12 protein-coding genes are annotated in these 14,346 nt (G+C 63.2%); 5 read left to right on the top strand and 7 right to left on the bottom strand.

What is annotated here, in order from left to right; all coding sequences use genetic code 11:
* The 4 genes from CXP40_RS21935 (at position 1) to CXP40_RS21920 (ending at position 3,798) form a co-directional block, all read left to right on the top strand.
* The gene (locus tag CXP40_RS21935) at positions 1-672 is read left to right on the top strand and encodes a bifunctional 4-hydroxy-2-oxoglutarate aldolase/2-dehydro-3-deoxy-phosphogluconate aldolase (RefSeq protein ID WP_106735447.1); all 672 of its coding nucleotides are present in this window, start codon (positions 1-3) and stop codon (positions 670-672) included.
* Positions 673-813: 141 nt separating this feature from the next.
* Positions 814-2,736 carry a methyl-accepting chemotaxis protein gene (locus tag CXP40_RS21930; RefSeq protein ID WP_106735446.1) on the top strand — a complete coding sequence of 641 codons (1,923 nt, stop codon included), beginning with the start codon at positions 814-816 and terminating at the stop codon, positions 2,734-2,736.
* 205 nt (positions 2,737-2,941) lie between these two features.
* Positions 2,942-3,376, top strand: a complete 435-nt coding sequence (locus tag CXP40_RS21925; protein ID WP_106735445.1) for a YciI family protein — start codon at positions 2,942-2,944, stop codon at positions 3,374-3,376.
* Positions 3,377-3,378: 2 nt separating this feature from the next.
* On the top strand, positions 3,379-3,798 hold the full coding sequence (locus tag CXP40_RS21920; protein ID WP_106735444.1) for a VOC family protein: 420 nt from the start codon (positions 3,379-3,381) through the stop codon (positions 3,796-3,798).
* Between the two features lie 141 nt (positions 3,799-3,939).
* Here the strand turns inward: CXP40_RS21920 and ggpS are convergent, their stop codons facing one another.
* The 6 genes from ggpS to phhA form a co-directional block, all read right to left on the bottom strand.
* Positions 3,940-6,198 carry a glucosylglycerol-phosphate synthase gene (gene ggpS / locus CXP40_RS21915; RefSeq protein ID WP_106735443.1) on the bottom strand — a complete coding sequence of 753 codons (2,259 nt, stop codon included), beginning with the start codon at positions 6,196-6,198 and terminating at the stop codon, positions 3,940-3,942.
* 145 nt (positions 6,199-6,343) lie between these two features.
* Positions 6,344-7,606 carry an MFS transporter gene (locus CXP40_RS21910; RefSeq protein WP_106735442.1) on the bottom strand — a complete coding sequence of 421 codons (1,263 nt, stop codon included), beginning with the start codon at positions 7,604-7,606 and terminating at the stop codon, positions 6,344-6,346.
* A 145-nt stretch (positions 7,607-7,751) separates the two neighbouring features.
* Complete coding sequence (locus CXP40_RS21905; protein ID WP_106735441.1) at positions 7,752-9,095, bottom strand: DUF2254 domain-containing protein; 1,344 nt, start codon at positions 9,093-9,095, stop codon at positions 7,752-7,754.
* 244 nt (positions 9,096-9,339) lie between these two features.
* The gene (locus CXP40_RS21900; RefSeq protein WP_106735504.1) at positions 9,340-10,485 is read right to left on the bottom strand and encodes an amino acid aminotransferase; all 1,146 of its coding nucleotides are present in this window, start codon (positions 10,483-10,485) and stop codon (positions 9,340-9,342) included.
* Positions 10,485-10,892 carry a 4a-hydroxytetrahydrobiopterin dehydratase gene (locus CXP40_RS21895; RefSeq protein WP_106735440.1) on the bottom strand — a complete coding sequence of 136 codons (408 nt, stop codon included), beginning with the start codon at positions 10,890-10,892 and terminating at the stop codon, positions 10,485-10,487. The genes CXP40_RS21900 and CXP40_RS21895 overlap by 1 nt, the downstream gene beginning before the upstream one ends.
* Positions 10,893-10,985: 93 nt before the next feature.
* Complete coding sequence (phhA, locus tag CXP40_RS21890) at positions 10,986-11,954, bottom strand: phenylalanine 4-monooxygenase (RefSeq protein WP_371916979.1); 969 nt, start codon at positions 11,952-11,954, stop codon at positions 10,986-10,988.
* Positions 11,955-12,024: 70 nt separating this feature from the next.
* On the opposite strand from phhA, the gene CXP40_RS21885 reads away from it, so the two are divergent.
* A complete protein-coding gene (locus tag CXP40_RS21885) occupies positions 12,025-13,578 on the top strand; it encodes a sigma-54-dependent transcriptional regulator (protein WP_106735438.1) in 1,554 nt (517 codons plus the stop codon).
* An 86-nt stretch (positions 13,579-13,664) separates the two neighbouring features.
* On the opposite strand, the gene CXP40_RS21880 is transcribed toward CXP40_RS21885, so the two are convergent.
* The gene (locus CXP40_RS21880; RefSeq protein WP_106735437.1) at positions 13,665-14,219 is read right to left on the bottom strand and encodes a nucleoside deaminase; all 555 of its coding nucleotides are present in this window, start codon (positions 14,217-14,219) and stop codon (positions 13,665-13,667) included.
* Between the last annotated feature and the right edge of the window lie 127 nt (positions 14,220-14,346).

Here is a 14,346-nt window from a genome sequence, read left to right as displayed (position 1 = left end):
ATGACCAGCCTCGACCAAGGCCAGCGCGCGCGCATGGCCGACAAAATCGCCGAGATCGACCGCATCTGCGCGCAGGCGCGGATCATGCCGGTGATCACCATCGCCCGCGAGGCGGACATCCTGCCGCTGGCCGACGCCCTGGCCGCTGGTGGCCTGCGCGTACTGGAAGTGACCCTGCGCTCTGAGCACGGTCTGGAAGCGATTCGCCGCCTGCGTGCCGAGCGCCCCGAACTCTGCGTTGGCGCTGGCACCGTGCTGGATGAAGACATGCTCGCCGCGGCGACCGCCGCCGGTGCGCAGTTCATCGTCACGCCGGGCAGCACGCGTGAGCTGTTGCTGGCCGCGCTGGATAACCCGCTGCCGCTGCTGCCGGGTGTGAGCAGTGCATCGGAACTGATGGTTGGCTACGCCCTGGGTTATCGCCGCTTCAAGCTGTTCCCGGCGGAAATCTGCGGTGGCGTCGCGGCGCTCAAGGCGCTGGCCGGGCCTTTCGGCGGGGTGCGTTTCTGCCCCACCGGCGGCATCACCCCGGACAACCTGCAGCGCTACATGGCGCAGCCCAACGTCATGTGCGTAGGCGGCACTTGGATGTTCCAGCGCGAGTGGGTGGAAAGCAGCGACTGGGCACGTATCCAGCAATGCAGCACCGAGGCCCTGCAGCTGCTGGACTGATACGCGGCCGCTGCAGAATGTCGCAGCCGCTTAATATCTGTGCCCTGCCAGTCGCTTACTACGTCAGCTGATCCCTTGTGCTGGCTTCAACAAAAACAATTCTCCAGCGAAACCTGAAACATCCGCAGTTGGAGAATTGTTATGAACACCTGGTTCGCGAACCTAAGCGTGACCCGCAAGCTGGCGCTCGGCTTCGGTCTGGTGCTGGCCCTGACCCTGATCCTCGCCAGCGTGGCCTGGACCAGCATGGGCAGTCTGATTCAGCGCAGCAACTGGACTGCCGACATCAGTCACCTGAGCAATCTGCTGACCGAGCTGCGCGTCGACCGCCTGCGCTACATGCTGGATAACGGCGACGAGAAGATGGCCGAGGTGGTGCAAAAGTCGCTGTCCAGCTACAGCGCTGCACACGCCGAGGTGCGCAGCCGCTTCCGCAGTGAAGAAAACGTTCGCTTGCTGACGCAGCAGGCCGAGCAGATCGAGCTCTACAAGCAATCCTTCAATCGTATGGCCGATGCCTATCGCACGGCGCGCGCTGCTCGCGAGCAGATGGGCAGCCTGGCGAAGCAGGCTTTTGCTGAGCTTGAAAATCTGTACAAGGCCGTGCAGCAGATGCCGGAGTTCGACGAGCGGCGCTCCCCGCGTTACCTGGCCGTGCGCGATGTGCGTGAGAGCCTGCAGCTGACCCGCTACGAAGTGCGCGGCTACACGGCCAATCCCAATGCCGATACCGAACAGGCGATGCGCACCCAGAGCGAGCGTGCCGTGCAGAGTATCGATGCCCTGGCTGCGGCCTTCGCCGGCGAGCAGGGTGGCGCGATCAGCGCTGTGCGCGCCGGTCTCGATGCCTATCAGGCGCAAGTGCAGCGTTTCAGTCAGGCCAACGACATCATCGTCGCCGAACGCGTGGCGCTGACCCAGCAGGGCTACCAGATCGTCAAGGACAACGCCGCGCTGGTACAGATCCAGATCGACCGTCGTGACGAGGAAACCGCCACTGCACGCAATCTGCAGATCATTACCACGTTGCTGGCCCTGCTGTTCGGCGTGCTGGCTGCCTGGATCATCACCCGGCAGATCACCCGTCCACTGCAGGACACTCTCGGCGCGGTACAGCGCATTGCCGAGGGCGATCTCACCGCTACCGTCCAGGTCGACCGTCGCGACGAGATGGGTCAGTTGCAGCAGGGTATCCAGTACATGGCCAGCACCCTGCGTGAGCTGATCTCCGGCATCCGCGACAGCGTCACGCAGATCGCCAGCGCCGCCGAAGAATTGTCGGCGGTCACCGAGCAGACCAGCGCCGGTGCCAACAGCCAGAAGAGCGAGACCGATCAGGTCGCTACCGCCATGCACGAGATGTCGGCCACCGTGCAGGAAGTCGCGCGCAACGCCGAGCAGGCTTCGCAGGCAGCCAACCAGGCCGATGGCCAGGCGCGTGTCGGTGATCAGGTGGTGGCCGAGGTAATTTCGCAGATCGAACGTCTGGCCGCCGAAGTCAGCCGCTCCAGCGATGCGATGAATGGGTTGCAGCAGGAAAGCGACAAGATCGGCAGCGTCATGGACGTGATCAAGTCGGTGGCCGAGCAGACCAACCTGCTGGCGCTCAACGCTGCCATCGAGGCGGCGCGTGCTGGCGAGGCCGGGCGCGGTTTTGCCGTGGTCGCCGATGAGGTTCGCGGCCTGGCGCAGCGTACGCAGAAGTCCACCGAGGAAATCGAAGCGCTGATCGCTGGCCTGCAGAGCGGCACTCAGCAGGTCGCCGCGGTGATGCGCAACAGTCGCAACCTGACCGACAGCAGTGTCGAGCTGACGCGCAAGGCCGGCGACTCGTTGGGCAGCATCACCCTGGCGGTGTCCAACATTCAGTCGATGAACCAGCAGATCGCCGCTGCTGCGGAACAGCAGAGCGCCGTGGCCGAGGAAATCAGCCGCAGCATCCTCAGCGTGCGCGATGTCTCCGAACAGACCGCCACTGCCAGCGACGAAACGGCCAAATCCTCGGCCGAGCTGGCGCGCCTGGGCGGCCAATTGCAGTCCATGGTCAGTCGCTTCCGCGTTTGATCCTGCCTGCGCGGCGCGTTCCTTGAGGCGCCGCGCACTCTATCCCTGCCGCGGGTCGTATCAGGCGACCCGACGAAAATATTCCTAGCGCCTGTCGATTCTTTCTTCACTCGTTCGACTACTGCATAGAACCCCGCCCTGGGTTCACTGTCAGCCGTAGGGAGACACCCTGCGCGCGACTTCGACTCGAACAAGGAGAAAGGCGATGCGTTTCATGGTGGTTGTCAAAGCGACGGCCGATTCCGAAGCCGGTGTGATGCCCAGCGAAGAGCTGCTGACGGCCATGGGCCGTTACAACGAAGAGTTGGCGGCCGCTGGCGTGATTCAGGCTGCCGAAGGTCTTCACCCCAGTTCCAGGGGCGCCCGTGTGAGGTTTTCCGGGGCGCAGCGCACGGTGATCGATGGCCCGTTCATGGAGACCAAGGAGCTGGTAGCCGGCTTCTGGATCTTTCAGGTCGAGTCGCTGCAGGCCTGCGTCGACTGGGTCAAACGTTGTCCCAACCCCATGCCTGGCGAATCCGATATCGAGATTCGGCAGATCTTCGAGGCCGAAGATTTCGGCGCCGAATTCACCCCCGAGTTGCGTGAGCAGGAAGAACGTATCCGCGCACGCATGAGCAGTGAAAATCAAGGAGAGTAGCGATGAAGATTCATGCCTATCTGATGTTCGATGGCCAGTGCGAGCAAGCCTTCAACTTCTACGCGGAGCTACTGGGCGGCAAGCTGGAACTGATGCGCTTCGGCGAGAGCCCGGATGCTGGCGAGGTGCCGCCGGAGTTTCACGATCGGGTGATGCACGTGTGCCTGACGGCGGGTGATCAGATCCTGATGGCGTCGGACACCATCCCGCAGTATCCGCACGAGGGCATCAAGGGCTGCTCGATTTCTCTGCAGGTGGACAACGTGCCGGAGGCCGAACGCCTATATGAAGCACTGTCGGCTGGTGGCGAGGTGCAGATGGCGTTGCAGGCTACCTTCTGGGCGACCCAATTCGCCATGCTCACTGACCGTTTCGGTGTGCCATGGATGATCAACTGCGTGGTCGATAGCCAGGAAGGTTGACGGCGAATTTCTCGGCAAACGTAGCCCGGATGAAATCCGGGGAAACGAGACTGCGCCTTCGCGGCTGAAGCCGCTCCTACCAGACCAGTTAGGCCGTAGGAGCGGCTGTGCGGTATTCCGCTTCAGCCGCGAAGGGCTTTCTCAGCTCACCAACGTCAGCGGCTTGGGTTCTTCCTGCACTTGCACGCCCGCCAGGAACTCCTCGCCCCAGCGGCGAATGTCGTTGTAGCAGACGATATCGAACAGCTCGCGCAGGCGCGCCTGGGCCTCGCTTTTCGGCAGGTTCAACGCCAGATAGCAGGTCTGCGCCAGGTCTGCCGGATCATGCGGGTTGGTCAGCAGCGCGCCCTTGAGCTCGGCTGCGGCACCGGCGAACTCCGACAGCACCAGCACGCCACGTCCGCCGAGCAAGCCCTGCGCTGCGACGAACTCCTTGGCCACCAGGTTGAGGCCGTCACGTAGCGGGGTGATCCACATGACGTCGGCCATGGCGTACCAGGCGCTGACTTCCTCGAAGGGCAGGCTGCGGAAGAAGAACTGCAGCGGCGTCCAGCCAATGCGTGCGAAGCGGCCGTTGATACGGCCGACCGCCTGCTCGATCTGGCTTTGCAGCTCGTTGTAGACGGTCATCTCCTTGGCCGCCGGTACGCACACGGTGACCAGGGTGACCTTGCCGATCAGCTCGGGGTTATCGGCCAGCAGGCGCTCGTAAGCGTTGAGCTTTTCCAGAATGCCTTTGGTGTAGTCGAGGCGCTCTACCGAGAGGATCAGCTTCACGCCTTTCATTTCCTCACGCAGTTGACCCATCAGTTCCTTGATCTTCGGCGCCTCCAGGGCGCCTCGCACGCGGTCTATGTCCAGCCCGACAGGGTGTGCGCCGAGCTTGACCTGACGGGTGCCGGTGTCCAGTTCGGTGGTCATGCGCTCCAGGCCCACGGCGCAGCCGTAAGTGATGAAGCGCGGCGCGCAGTTCTGCCGCTCCAGGGTTTTCAGCGGGAACACGCCACGAGCGACGTCGACGAAGTTCTCCACCTGGCGTGGAATGTGGAAGCCGATGTAGTCGCACTGCAACAGGCTGCCGACGATCTGCCGGCGCCACGGCAACACGTTGAACACGTCGGCCGAGGGGAAGTAGGTGTGGTGGAAGAAGGCGATGCGCAGGTCCGGGCGCAGCTCGCGCAGGTAGGCCGGCACCATCCACAGGTTGTAGTCGTGCAGCCAGACGATGGCGCCTTCGGCGGCCTCCAGCGCGGTGCGTTCGGCGAAGGCGCGGTTGACCTTGAGGAATACCTGCCAGTCGTCCTCGTTGAAGGTGGCGCGTTCCCAGAAGGTGTGCAGAGTTGGCCAGAAGGCTTCCTTGGAGAAGCGCTTGTAGAAGATATCGACTTCTTCCTTGCTCAGCTTGACCCGCGCGGCGGTGAGCTTGGGATAGCGCTCGGCGTCCACGGTGGTGTGGCTGTCGAACGGTTCGTCGCCATCCTCGTGCACAGCCCAGGCAACCCAGGAACCGGGGCGGCCGTCGCCGAAGAAGCTGAGCAGGGTGGGGATGATGCCATTGGGCGAAGTGGGTCGGCGGCGTTGCAGCTTGCCGGCCGCGTTGCGGTATTCCTCATAGGGCAGGCGGTGATAGACCATCACCAGCTCGGCCTTGCCGGGTTGCGCGGCCTGGCGGCGTTCGGCGGCGATACCGTGCTCGCCGAGGAAGCCGAAGTGGGCAAAGGCTTCGAGGATGCCGCCGCAGCCCGGACGCTCGGCGTGCAGGGTGCGTGAATGGTGGTTGGTGGCTTCCAGCAATGCGGTTTCCGACTCGCCGACGCACACGCCATGGAAGCTGGAGCTGAGCATGGACAGGTCATTGAGCGTGTCGCCAGCGGCCAGCACCTGATCGTGGCTCAGCTCCAGCCAGTCGGCCAGGGCCTGCAGGCTGCTGCCCTTGTTCACGCCCTTGGGCAGGAAATCCAGGTACAGCTCGGCGGAGTACAGCAGGTCGCAACCGAGCTCATCGGCGATCTCGCGTAGTGCCGGGTTGGCCGCCTGTTCGGGCGTGCAGAAGTAGGAGCAGCGACGCGCCTGTGGCACGTCCTGGCGTTCCAGACCGAACGGCTCGATGGCGCTGGCTACCTGGGTTTCGCCGGGCCAGCGGGCATCGACCACGCTTTGCAACTGCTGGATCGGTTGCAGGCTGTCGCCATGCACCAGGGTCGCGCCGACGTCGGCGATGATGTAGTCCGGCTGCGGCAACGTTGGGTCGGCCAGCAGCGGCAGCACGGCTTCTAGGCTGCGCCCGGTGACGTAGGCGAGCTTGATTTCGGGGTGGGCGGCGATGGTCTGATAGAGGCTCAGGCGATCTTCGGGGTCGCCAGCGAGAAAGGTTCCATCCAGGTCGGTAGCTAATAGCATCGTTGTTTCTCCAGAAGTGGCCGCTGCGGCTCGGCGCGAATGTGCGCGGCCGAGGGGCCGGGTTTCTGGCTGCTTGGGGTAGGCTCGGGGCCTTGCCGAAACAGCCGTCCTTCAGCAGGTCGTTTTTCAACAGCCTGCCAGGTGTTCAGGAGGCGTGGGGGGAAGGTTCCTCCGTAGCTTCGTGATCTTGCGGTGGTGCATCGGGCATCAGCTCCAGCACCGTAGGGCTGGTACGCAGCATGGGCGTGAAGTGCGCGGCGTCGCCGCTGACCAGATCGCTGACATGGCGCAGCCGGTAAAAGGTATAGGCGGCCAGCAGGCCGAGGGTGCAGGCGAAGTACAGTGGCAGTGCGCTGGCGCCCAGTTGCTCCATCAGCACGCCAGCCAGCAACGGGCCGCACACCGAGCCGATGCCATTGACCATCAGCAAGCTGGCTGAGCCGGAAAGAATCTCGTCGCTGTGCAACTGGTCGATCAGTTGCGCCACAGCGATTGGGTAGATGGCGAAGGCCAGCCCACCCCAGATGAAGATGGCGCCGAGTAGCAGCGGACCGGCCGGCAGTAGGCTCATGATCAGCGCCAGGGCGACTGCCAGTATCACCACCCAGAGCAGTACCTGGCGCCGGTCGTGACGATCCGAGTAGATACCGATGGGCCATTGCAACAGGGCGCCGCCGAGAATGGTCGCGGTCATCAGCAGGCCTACGCCGGAGGTATCGAAGCCGGCCAGGCTGGCGTAGACCGGCGCCATGCCCCAGAAACCGCCCATGGCCAGGCCGGAAAGCCCGGCGGCGACTATCGCCAGCGGTGCGATAGTCCACAGTTGGCGCAGGTTGGTCGGCGGCGTTTCCGGCAGGCTCGGCTGTGCCTGACGAGTCAGGGTAATGGGCATCAGCGCAGCGCTGATGAGGATTGCTGCGATGGCGAACAGCGTGAATTGCACCGGGTCGGCCAGGTGCAGCAACTGCTGGGCCAGCGCCAGTGCGCCAAGGTTGACCGCCATGTACACGGCGAACACCTGGCCGCGCTTCTCGTTGGGCGCCTGGGCGTTGAGCCAGCTCTCGATGACCATGTACAACGTCACCAGCCCCAGGCCGTAGAGCACCCGCAGGCCCAGCCAGACCCAGGGATTTATCAGCAGCAGATGGAGCAGGGCGGCGATGGCGGCCAGGGCGGCACAACAGGCGAACGCGCGAATGTGCCCGATACGTTTGACCAGCGGAGTCGCCAGCCAGGTACCGAGGAGGAACCCGACGAAGTACCCGGACATGATCAGTCCGAGCATCGTGGTGGAGTAGCCTTCGGCGACGCCACGCAGGGTCAGGAGGGTGTTGAGCAGACCATTGCCAAGCAGGAGTAACGCGACCCCGCTCAGCAATGAACTGATGGGGGCAATCAGGGACCACATGCAAACTACCCTAGGGAACTGTGCCCCTGATAGCAAGCATGAAGTACGCCATGTTTTTTGCGTTTCGTTTTTATCTATTTGATTTATAACGATTATTTTTACTGATGAACGGTCATGCAATTTTTTGGCGGCAAACTTGGCACCATCATGGTGCCTCGTTCGCGATTTGCAGGGGCGCCAGCGGCTGATCCGAGTCCTGCAACGCGCGATTGATGCGAGTGATGAAATCGTTGATTTCCTCGCGATCACGCCGCTCGCGCAAATGGCGCTCGGCGGTGTCGCGTACGCTGCGTGCATGGCACAGAAGGTCGGCGCGTTGCTGGCAGCTGGCAGGGCGATGCAGCAGGTTCTTGAAGGCCTGCAGCAGGCTGACCAGCACACAGACATCGGCGGCGCCATAGGTGCGTATCGGACCCAGCAGTTGCAGCAGTAGCTGGTCCAGCGAAAGCTCCTGGTAGCACAGCCGCGGTGGCTCGTCGGGCAGGCTGGCGAAATCTCGTTCGGACAGCGCCAGGCGTCTGCTCAACAGTACGCTGAGCAGGTCCACGGTCTTGATTGCCGTGCCCGGATCGTTGATGCCGGGGCTCAGCGCCTTCACGGCGATCTCCGACATCTGCCGGCAACCGAAGAAGTAATGGCTGCTGGCGTACTCCTCGATGAAGAAGTCGAAGCAATCGAGCAGTTGCTGGCACACGGCTCCATCTAGCGGACGCTCCAGGCGAAACAGCGGATGCCCCTCGCTGACGAAGAAACCGCGGTGGGCAAGGACTGTCATCCGTACCTGATGGCGCTGCAGCAGCGTGTTGACCTCCTTGATGTTGAGCTCCTTGAAGTAGCCGTTGCGCTGCGCGTGAACGGTGATCCACTCACTGTCATCCGGCCATTGGGGCGCGACGTCGCGCGAAGCTGGACTGCCACCGCAGGCATCGAGCTTTTCCAGGCTGGTGCTGTAGAGGTTACCGAGGATGTGCTCGACCTGAATCGACTGCGATATCGAGCGAATGAAGTGCACGAACAAGCCCAGGCAGACGATGCCCAGGGCCAGGGTTATGAGTACGCCGAGGCTGGGTATTCGCTCATTGTTGCCCTGCTCGATGGTGGTGATCAGCAGCAGCGCGTAGAGGATGGTGCCGAGGTAGAACCCCAGGGTTTTCTGGTGCCCCTTGTTACTGACCAGGCCGGGAATCACCCGTGGTGACAGCGATGCGGCTGCGTTGTTGAGCACCACCATGACCATCGAGAAACTGAACACCATCAATGACAGAATACCCGTGACCAGCGTGCCGAGGATCAGCCTGGCATTGTCTGCATTGCTTACCAGGCCAAGATCGACGTGATCCTTGAACGCCATCATCCATGGTTGGTACTCGGCAGCCATGGTCAGCAGGCACAGCAGGAAAAAGCCGATGGCGATCAGCGTCGGGTAAAACGCCAGGCTGTGGATGATGCGCTGGTAGGCGCGAAAAAGGATGTTGCTGGGTACGGCCATTGGCGAATCCGTCGTGAATGGCGATGACCGCACTATAGCTGTGAAGCTGGCAGGCGGCGGTCTCTAAGAACCTGTTTACGATCTGCTGCGCGTCGGCGCTACTGCGTTAAAAACAAGCTGGAGCGCCAGCCCGGTCGGAATGCTCATTTACCACTCGTAAACTGCGCTTCCTCGCTTGTTTTTGCCTTGTATCGCTCTAGCTCGCGAGATCGTAAACAGGCTCTAAGACCAGCCGCCTGTTGACTCAGTTCACGCAGACTCGAGCGATGGCGTCGGCTAGTTGATCCAGTCGGCTGGCATCCAGCCCCGCGACGTTGGCGCGGCCGCTGCCGACCATGTACACGCTGAACTCCTCGCGCAAGCGTTGCACCTGCAGCGGCGACAGGCCGGTGTAGGAGAACATGCCGCGCTGTTCGGCGATATGCGCGAAACGCTCGTTCAAACCGTGCGGCGCAAGTGCTTCGACCAGGCCACGGCGCAGGCTGGCCACGCGTAGGCGCATACCTTCCAGCTCGTCCAGCCAGAGGCCTTTCAACTCCTCGTCGCCGAGTATCTGCGCCACCACCGCCGCGCCATGGGCGGGCGGCGTCGACCACAGGTTGCGGGCGATGGAGGCCAACTGACTGCGAATGTCGATGAGTTTCTCTGCGCCGCTGGCGCAGACGATCAGGGCACCGGTGCGTTCGCGATAGAGGCCGAAGTTCTTCGAGCAGGAGCTGGTGATCAGCAGCTCCGGCAACTCGGCGGCGAACAGGCGCACTGCCCAGGCGTCTTCTTCCAGGCCATCACCGAAGCCCTGGTAGGCGAAGTCGATCAGCGGCAGCAGTTCACGTGCCTTGACCACCTCCAGCACGCGTTTCCAGTCGCGCGGGGTCAGGTCAAAACCGGTGGGGTTGTGGCAGCAGGCATGCAGCAGTACCACGTCGCCCTTGGGCAGGTGAGCGAGGGCGGCGATCATGGCTTCCACGTCGAGGCGGTTGTCAGCGCCGACGTAGGGGTAGTGGCCGACCTTGAGCCCGGCTTCGGCGAACAGGGTTTCATGGATCGGCCAGGTCGGATCGCTCAGCCAGATCCCACGCCCCGGCAGGCAGTGACGAATGAAATCACCCGCCAGACGCAGGGCACCGGTGCCGCCTGGTGTTTGCGTTGCGCCGGCGCGCTGCTCGGCGAGCAGTGCCGAGTCCACACCCAGCACCAGCTGGCTGAGCAGCGTGCCGAACGCCGCGTCGCCATGGCCGCCGATGTAGGTCTTGGTCTGTTCGAGGTCGAGCAGGCGTTGCTCGGCCAGTTTCACTGCGCGCGGGATCGGCGTCAGGCCTTGGGCGTCCTTGTAGACGCCGACGCCAAGGTCCAGGCGCGCCGGGTTGCTGTCCTGCCGATAGGCTTCCATCAGGCTGAGGATGGGATCGCCCGGCACGCGGGCGACCTGGGCGAAATGGCTAACTTGCGGCCCTCGGCGCTGGCGGCCAATACGTCGGTACGTGCGGCCATGATGAAGTCGTTGCGGTGCAGGCCGCGCATCTCGTGGCTCCACCAGGTGACGGTGACCTTGCCCCATTCGGTGAGCAGCGCCGGATGGTGACCCACTTCCTCGGCGATGGCGCCCACGGCATTGGTGAAGGCCAGGGCATGGCGGAAGTTCTTGAACAGGTACACGCGCTCCAGCTCCATGTGGTCGCCGCGCACCTCGATGTTCCATTCGGGGATCTCGCGGATCAGCTCGGCCAGTTCTTCATCGGTCACTTTCGGCGCATCGGCGCGGCAGGCTTCACATTGGGCTTGGGCAAGGCTGGTCATTTCAGGCTCCTTGAGGATTAGAGGTCAGAGCATAGAAGGTAAGCGGTATCGAACAGCTCCCTCGCCAATGAATGGGCGAGGGAGCTAAAAAGGCTACGCGGCTTTCGGCGGAAATTTCGGCGCGTGCAGGCCGAGCGCCATGGCCTGATGCACCAGCGCCATGATGTCTTCCTGAGCCAACTCGAACAGGCGCTTGAGCTCGGGCAGGACGAAGTACACCGGCTGCAGGATATCGATGCGATACGGCGTGCGCATCGCTTCGAGTGCATCGAAGGGCTGGTGTTCGGGCACGTCGGACAGCGCGTAGAGAGTTTCCTTCGGCGAGGAGAGGATGCCGCCACCGTAGATGCGCCGGCCCTGTGGGGTGTCGAGCAGGCCGAATTCGATGGTCAGCCAGTACAGCCGCGCCAGATAGACGCGCTGCTCTTTCGTGGCCTGAAGGCCGAGCTTGCCGTAGGTGTGGGTGAATTCGGCGAACCAGGGGTTGGTGAGCATTGGGCAGTGGCCGAATATCTCGTGGAAGATGTCCGGTTCCTTCAGGTAGTCCAGCTCCTCGGGCGTGCGGATGAAGGTGGCGACGGGAAACTGCTTGCTGGCCAGCAGCTCGAAGAAGGTCTGGAACGGGATCAGCGCCGGCACCCGCGCCACGCGCCAGCCGGTGCTGGCTTCGAGCACACGGTTGATCTCGCCGAGCTGCGGAATGCGCTCCATGGGCAGGCCGAGTTGCTCTATACCGTCCAGGTATTCCTGGCAGGCGCGATTCTCGATCACCTCCAGCTGGCGGGTGATCAGGGTATTCCACACCTGATGCTCGCTTTCCGGGTAATGGATAAAGCCACTCTCGTCCGGTTCCCGGGCCAGGTACTGCGTACTCTTCATCGCTGCCTCCTTCTGGGGGCTGTTGTTCTTGTCTTGACCCGAGCATGCCGCTGATTGCTCGGGTTGAAAGCAGGCGAGTGAGAGGCGGTGCCTTACGCAGAGTCCAGAAACTGTAAAATTTTGATTACGATTTTGCCGGAATGGCGAATATCCAGCTTGCTGGTTGGTTTTGGTGTCACATATTCTTGACGGAAATTATGCTGCCATCGTCGATTTCTGCGACCCGGCGGCCACAACAACAAGAGCCTGAGCCATGCGTATCAAGGTCCACTGCCAGAACCGAGTCGGCATCCTGCGTGACATCCTCAACCTGCTGGTCGACTACGGCATCAACGTCGCCCGTGGCGAAGTCGGGGGCGAGCAGGGCAACGCCATCTACCTGCACTGTCCGAATCTGATCAATCTGCAGTTCCAGTCTCTGAGGCCGAAGTTCGAGGCCATTGCCGGCGTATTCGGTGTCAAGCGCGTCGGACTGATGCCCAGCGAACGGCGTCACCTGGAGCTCAATGCGCTGCTTGGTGCACTGGATTTCCCCGTGCTGTCCATCGACATGGGCGGCAGTATCGTCGCCGCCAACCGTAGCGCCGCGCAGTTGCTCGGCGTGCGCGTGGACGAGGTACCGGGCATGGCGCTGTCGCGCTACGCCGAAGACTTCGACCTGCCGGAGCTGGTGCGCGCCAACAAGACGCGGATCAACGGCCTGCGGGTGAAGATCAAGGGCGATGTGTTTCTCGCCGATATCGCCCCGCTGCAGAACGAACACGACGACAGCGAGGCGCTGGCCGGTGCGGTGCTGACCCTGCACCGCGCCGACCGCGTCGGTGAGCGCATCTACCACGTGCGCAAACAGGAGCTGCGCGGCTTCGACTCGATCTTCCAGAGCTCCAAAGTGATGGCGGCGGTGGTCAAGGAAGCGCGGCGCATGGCGCCGCTGGATGCGCCGCTGCTGATCGAGGGTGAAACCGGTACCGGCAAGGAATTACTGGCGCGCGCTTGTCACCTGGCCAGCCCGCGTGGGCAGTCGCCGTTCATGGCGCTCAACTGCGCCGGCCTGCCCGAGTCCATGGCCGAGACCGAGCTGTTCGGCTACGGCCCCGGCGCCTTCGAGGGCGCGCGCCCGGAAGGCAAACTCGGTCTGCTAGAGCTGACTGCTGGCGGCACGTTGTTTCTCGACGGCGTCGGCGAGATGAGCCCGCGTCTGCAGGCCAAGTTGCTGCGCTTTCTGCAGGATGGCTGCTTCCGCCGTGTCGGCAGCGATGAGGAGGTGTATCTGGACGTACGGGTGATCTGCGCCACCCAGGTCGACCTGTCCGAGCTTTGCGCCCACGGCGAGTTTCGTCAGGATCTCTACCACCGCCTCAATGTGCTCAGCCTGCATATCCCGCCGCTGCGTGAATGCCTCGACGGCCTGGCGCCTCTGGTCGAGCACTTTCTCGATTCGGCCAGCCGGCAGATCGGTTGCGCGCTGCCCAAGCTGGCGCCGCAGGCCTTCGAGCGCATGGCCCATTACCACTGGCCGGGCAACGTGCGGCAGTTGGAGAACGTGCTGTTTCAGGCGGTTTCGCTGTGCGATGGCGGCACGGTAAAGGCCGAGCATATCCGCCTGCCGGATTATGGTGCGCCACAGCCGTTGGGCGAGTTTTCGGTGGAAGGCGGCCTCGACGATATTCTCGGCCGCTTCGAGAAGGCGGTGCTGGAGCGGCTGTTTCGCGACCACCCGAGCAGCCGTCAGTTGGGTAAGCGCCTCGGCGTTTCCCACACCACCATCGCCAACAAGCTACGGCAGCACGGGCTGGGCAAGGAGTAGACGTAGGGTGCGCCGCGCGCACCAACGCCCCGCTAGCCCTGGCTGATGCCTGAGATTTTTGGTGCGCACGGCGCCCCCTGCGGCTTTCAACGACCGCCGCGCCAGGCCGCGAGCACGCGCTCGCGCATGGCTCGTCGGTCTTGCAGGCGCTCGATCAGTTGCCCGGTCAGGTCGAGCCAGTAGGGATCGACCTTGGCCTGCACCACGCACAAACCGGAAGCGAGATTGGCCCATGCCGGAGGCAGGCGGCCGTGACGCAGGGCGAAGCCGCCGTCACGGTCGCGTGCCAGATAGCGCACGCGGGTGATGCCAGCCAGCAGGATACGGCCGTAGCACATCAGGCAGGGTTCGAGGCTGACGTAGAGGGTCAGACCTCGGCGGTCGACTTGCGCATGTTCGCTTTCGAGCTGGTCGAGCACCTGCATCTCCGCGTGAGCGGCGCTGCTGTAAGTCGAGGTGAACACCTGGTTGCGAGCGCTGCACAGCAATTCACCTGCGCCATCCACCAGCAGTGCGCCGACCGCATAACAGCCTTCTTCGAGTGCCAGCAGGGCTTGTTCGCAGCAGAGCCTGGCCCAGGTGTCATCGTCGTGGATGCTGGCTGGGGCCTGCTGCAACAGGGCGAGGTGCTCGGTGTTCATGGCGTCTCCATGGCCGGCGAAATGTTGCCGGAGTATGGCCCGCCATTGGTCACGTGCCCTACGACCTTGGTGCAATAGGCAGGGCAGGCACCGGCGGCGACACTGAGGTCGTCCCGATCATCCTGCG

The organism is Pseudomonas sp. YY-1, assembly GCF_002843095.1.
GTDB classification, from domain to species: domain Bacteria; phylum Pseudomonadota; class Gammaproteobacteria; order Pseudomonadales; family Pseudomonadaceae; genus Aquipseudomonas; species Aquipseudomonas sediminis_A.
This window is presented reverse-complemented; position numbering and strand designations above follow the sequence as displayed.

Coding starts and splice junctions, on each gene's coding strand:
- CXP40_RS21935 (WP_106735447.1), top strand. CDS start 1: ATGACCAGCCTCGACCAAGGCCAGCGCGCGCGCATGGCCGACAAAATC.
- CXP40_RS21930 (WP_106735446.1), top strand. CDS start 814: ATGAACACCTGGTTCGCGAACCTAAGCGTGACCCGCAAGCTGGCGCTC.
- CXP40_RS21925 (WP_106735445.1), top strand. CDS start 2,942: ATGCGTTTCATGGTGGTTGTCAAAGCGACGGCCGATTCCGAAGCCGGT.
- CXP40_RS21920 (WP_106735444.1), top strand. CDS start 3,379: ATGAAGATTCATGCCTATCTGATGTTCGATGGCCAGTGCGAGCAAGCC.
- ggpS (WP_106735443.1), bottom strand. CDS start 6,198: ATGCTATTAGCTACCGACCTGGATGGAACCTTTCTCGCTGGCGACCCC.
- CXP40_RS21910 (WP_106735442.1), bottom strand. CDS start 7,606: ATGTGGTCCCTGATTGCCCCCATCAGTTCATTGCTGAGCGGGGTCGCG.
- CXP40_RS21905 (WP_106735441.1), bottom strand. CDS start 9,095: ATGGCCGTACCCAGCAACATCCTTTTTCGCGCCTACCAGCGCATCATC.
- CXP40_RS21900 (WP_106735504.1), bottom strand. CDS start 10,485: ATGGAAGCCTATCGGCAGGACAGCAACCCGGCGCGCCTGGACCTTGGC.
- CXP40_RS21895 (WP_106735440.1), bottom strand. CDS start 10,892: ATGACCAGCCTTGCCCAAGCCCAATGTGAAGCCTGCCGCGCCGATGCG.
- CXP40_RS21885 (WP_106735438.1), top strand. CDS start 12,025: ATGCGTATCAAGGTCCACTGCCAGAACCGAGTCGGCATCCTGCGTGAC.
- CXP40_RS21880 (WP_106735437.1), bottom strand. CDS start 14,219: ATGAACACCGAGCACCTCGCCCTGTTGCAGCAGGCCCCAGCCAGCATC.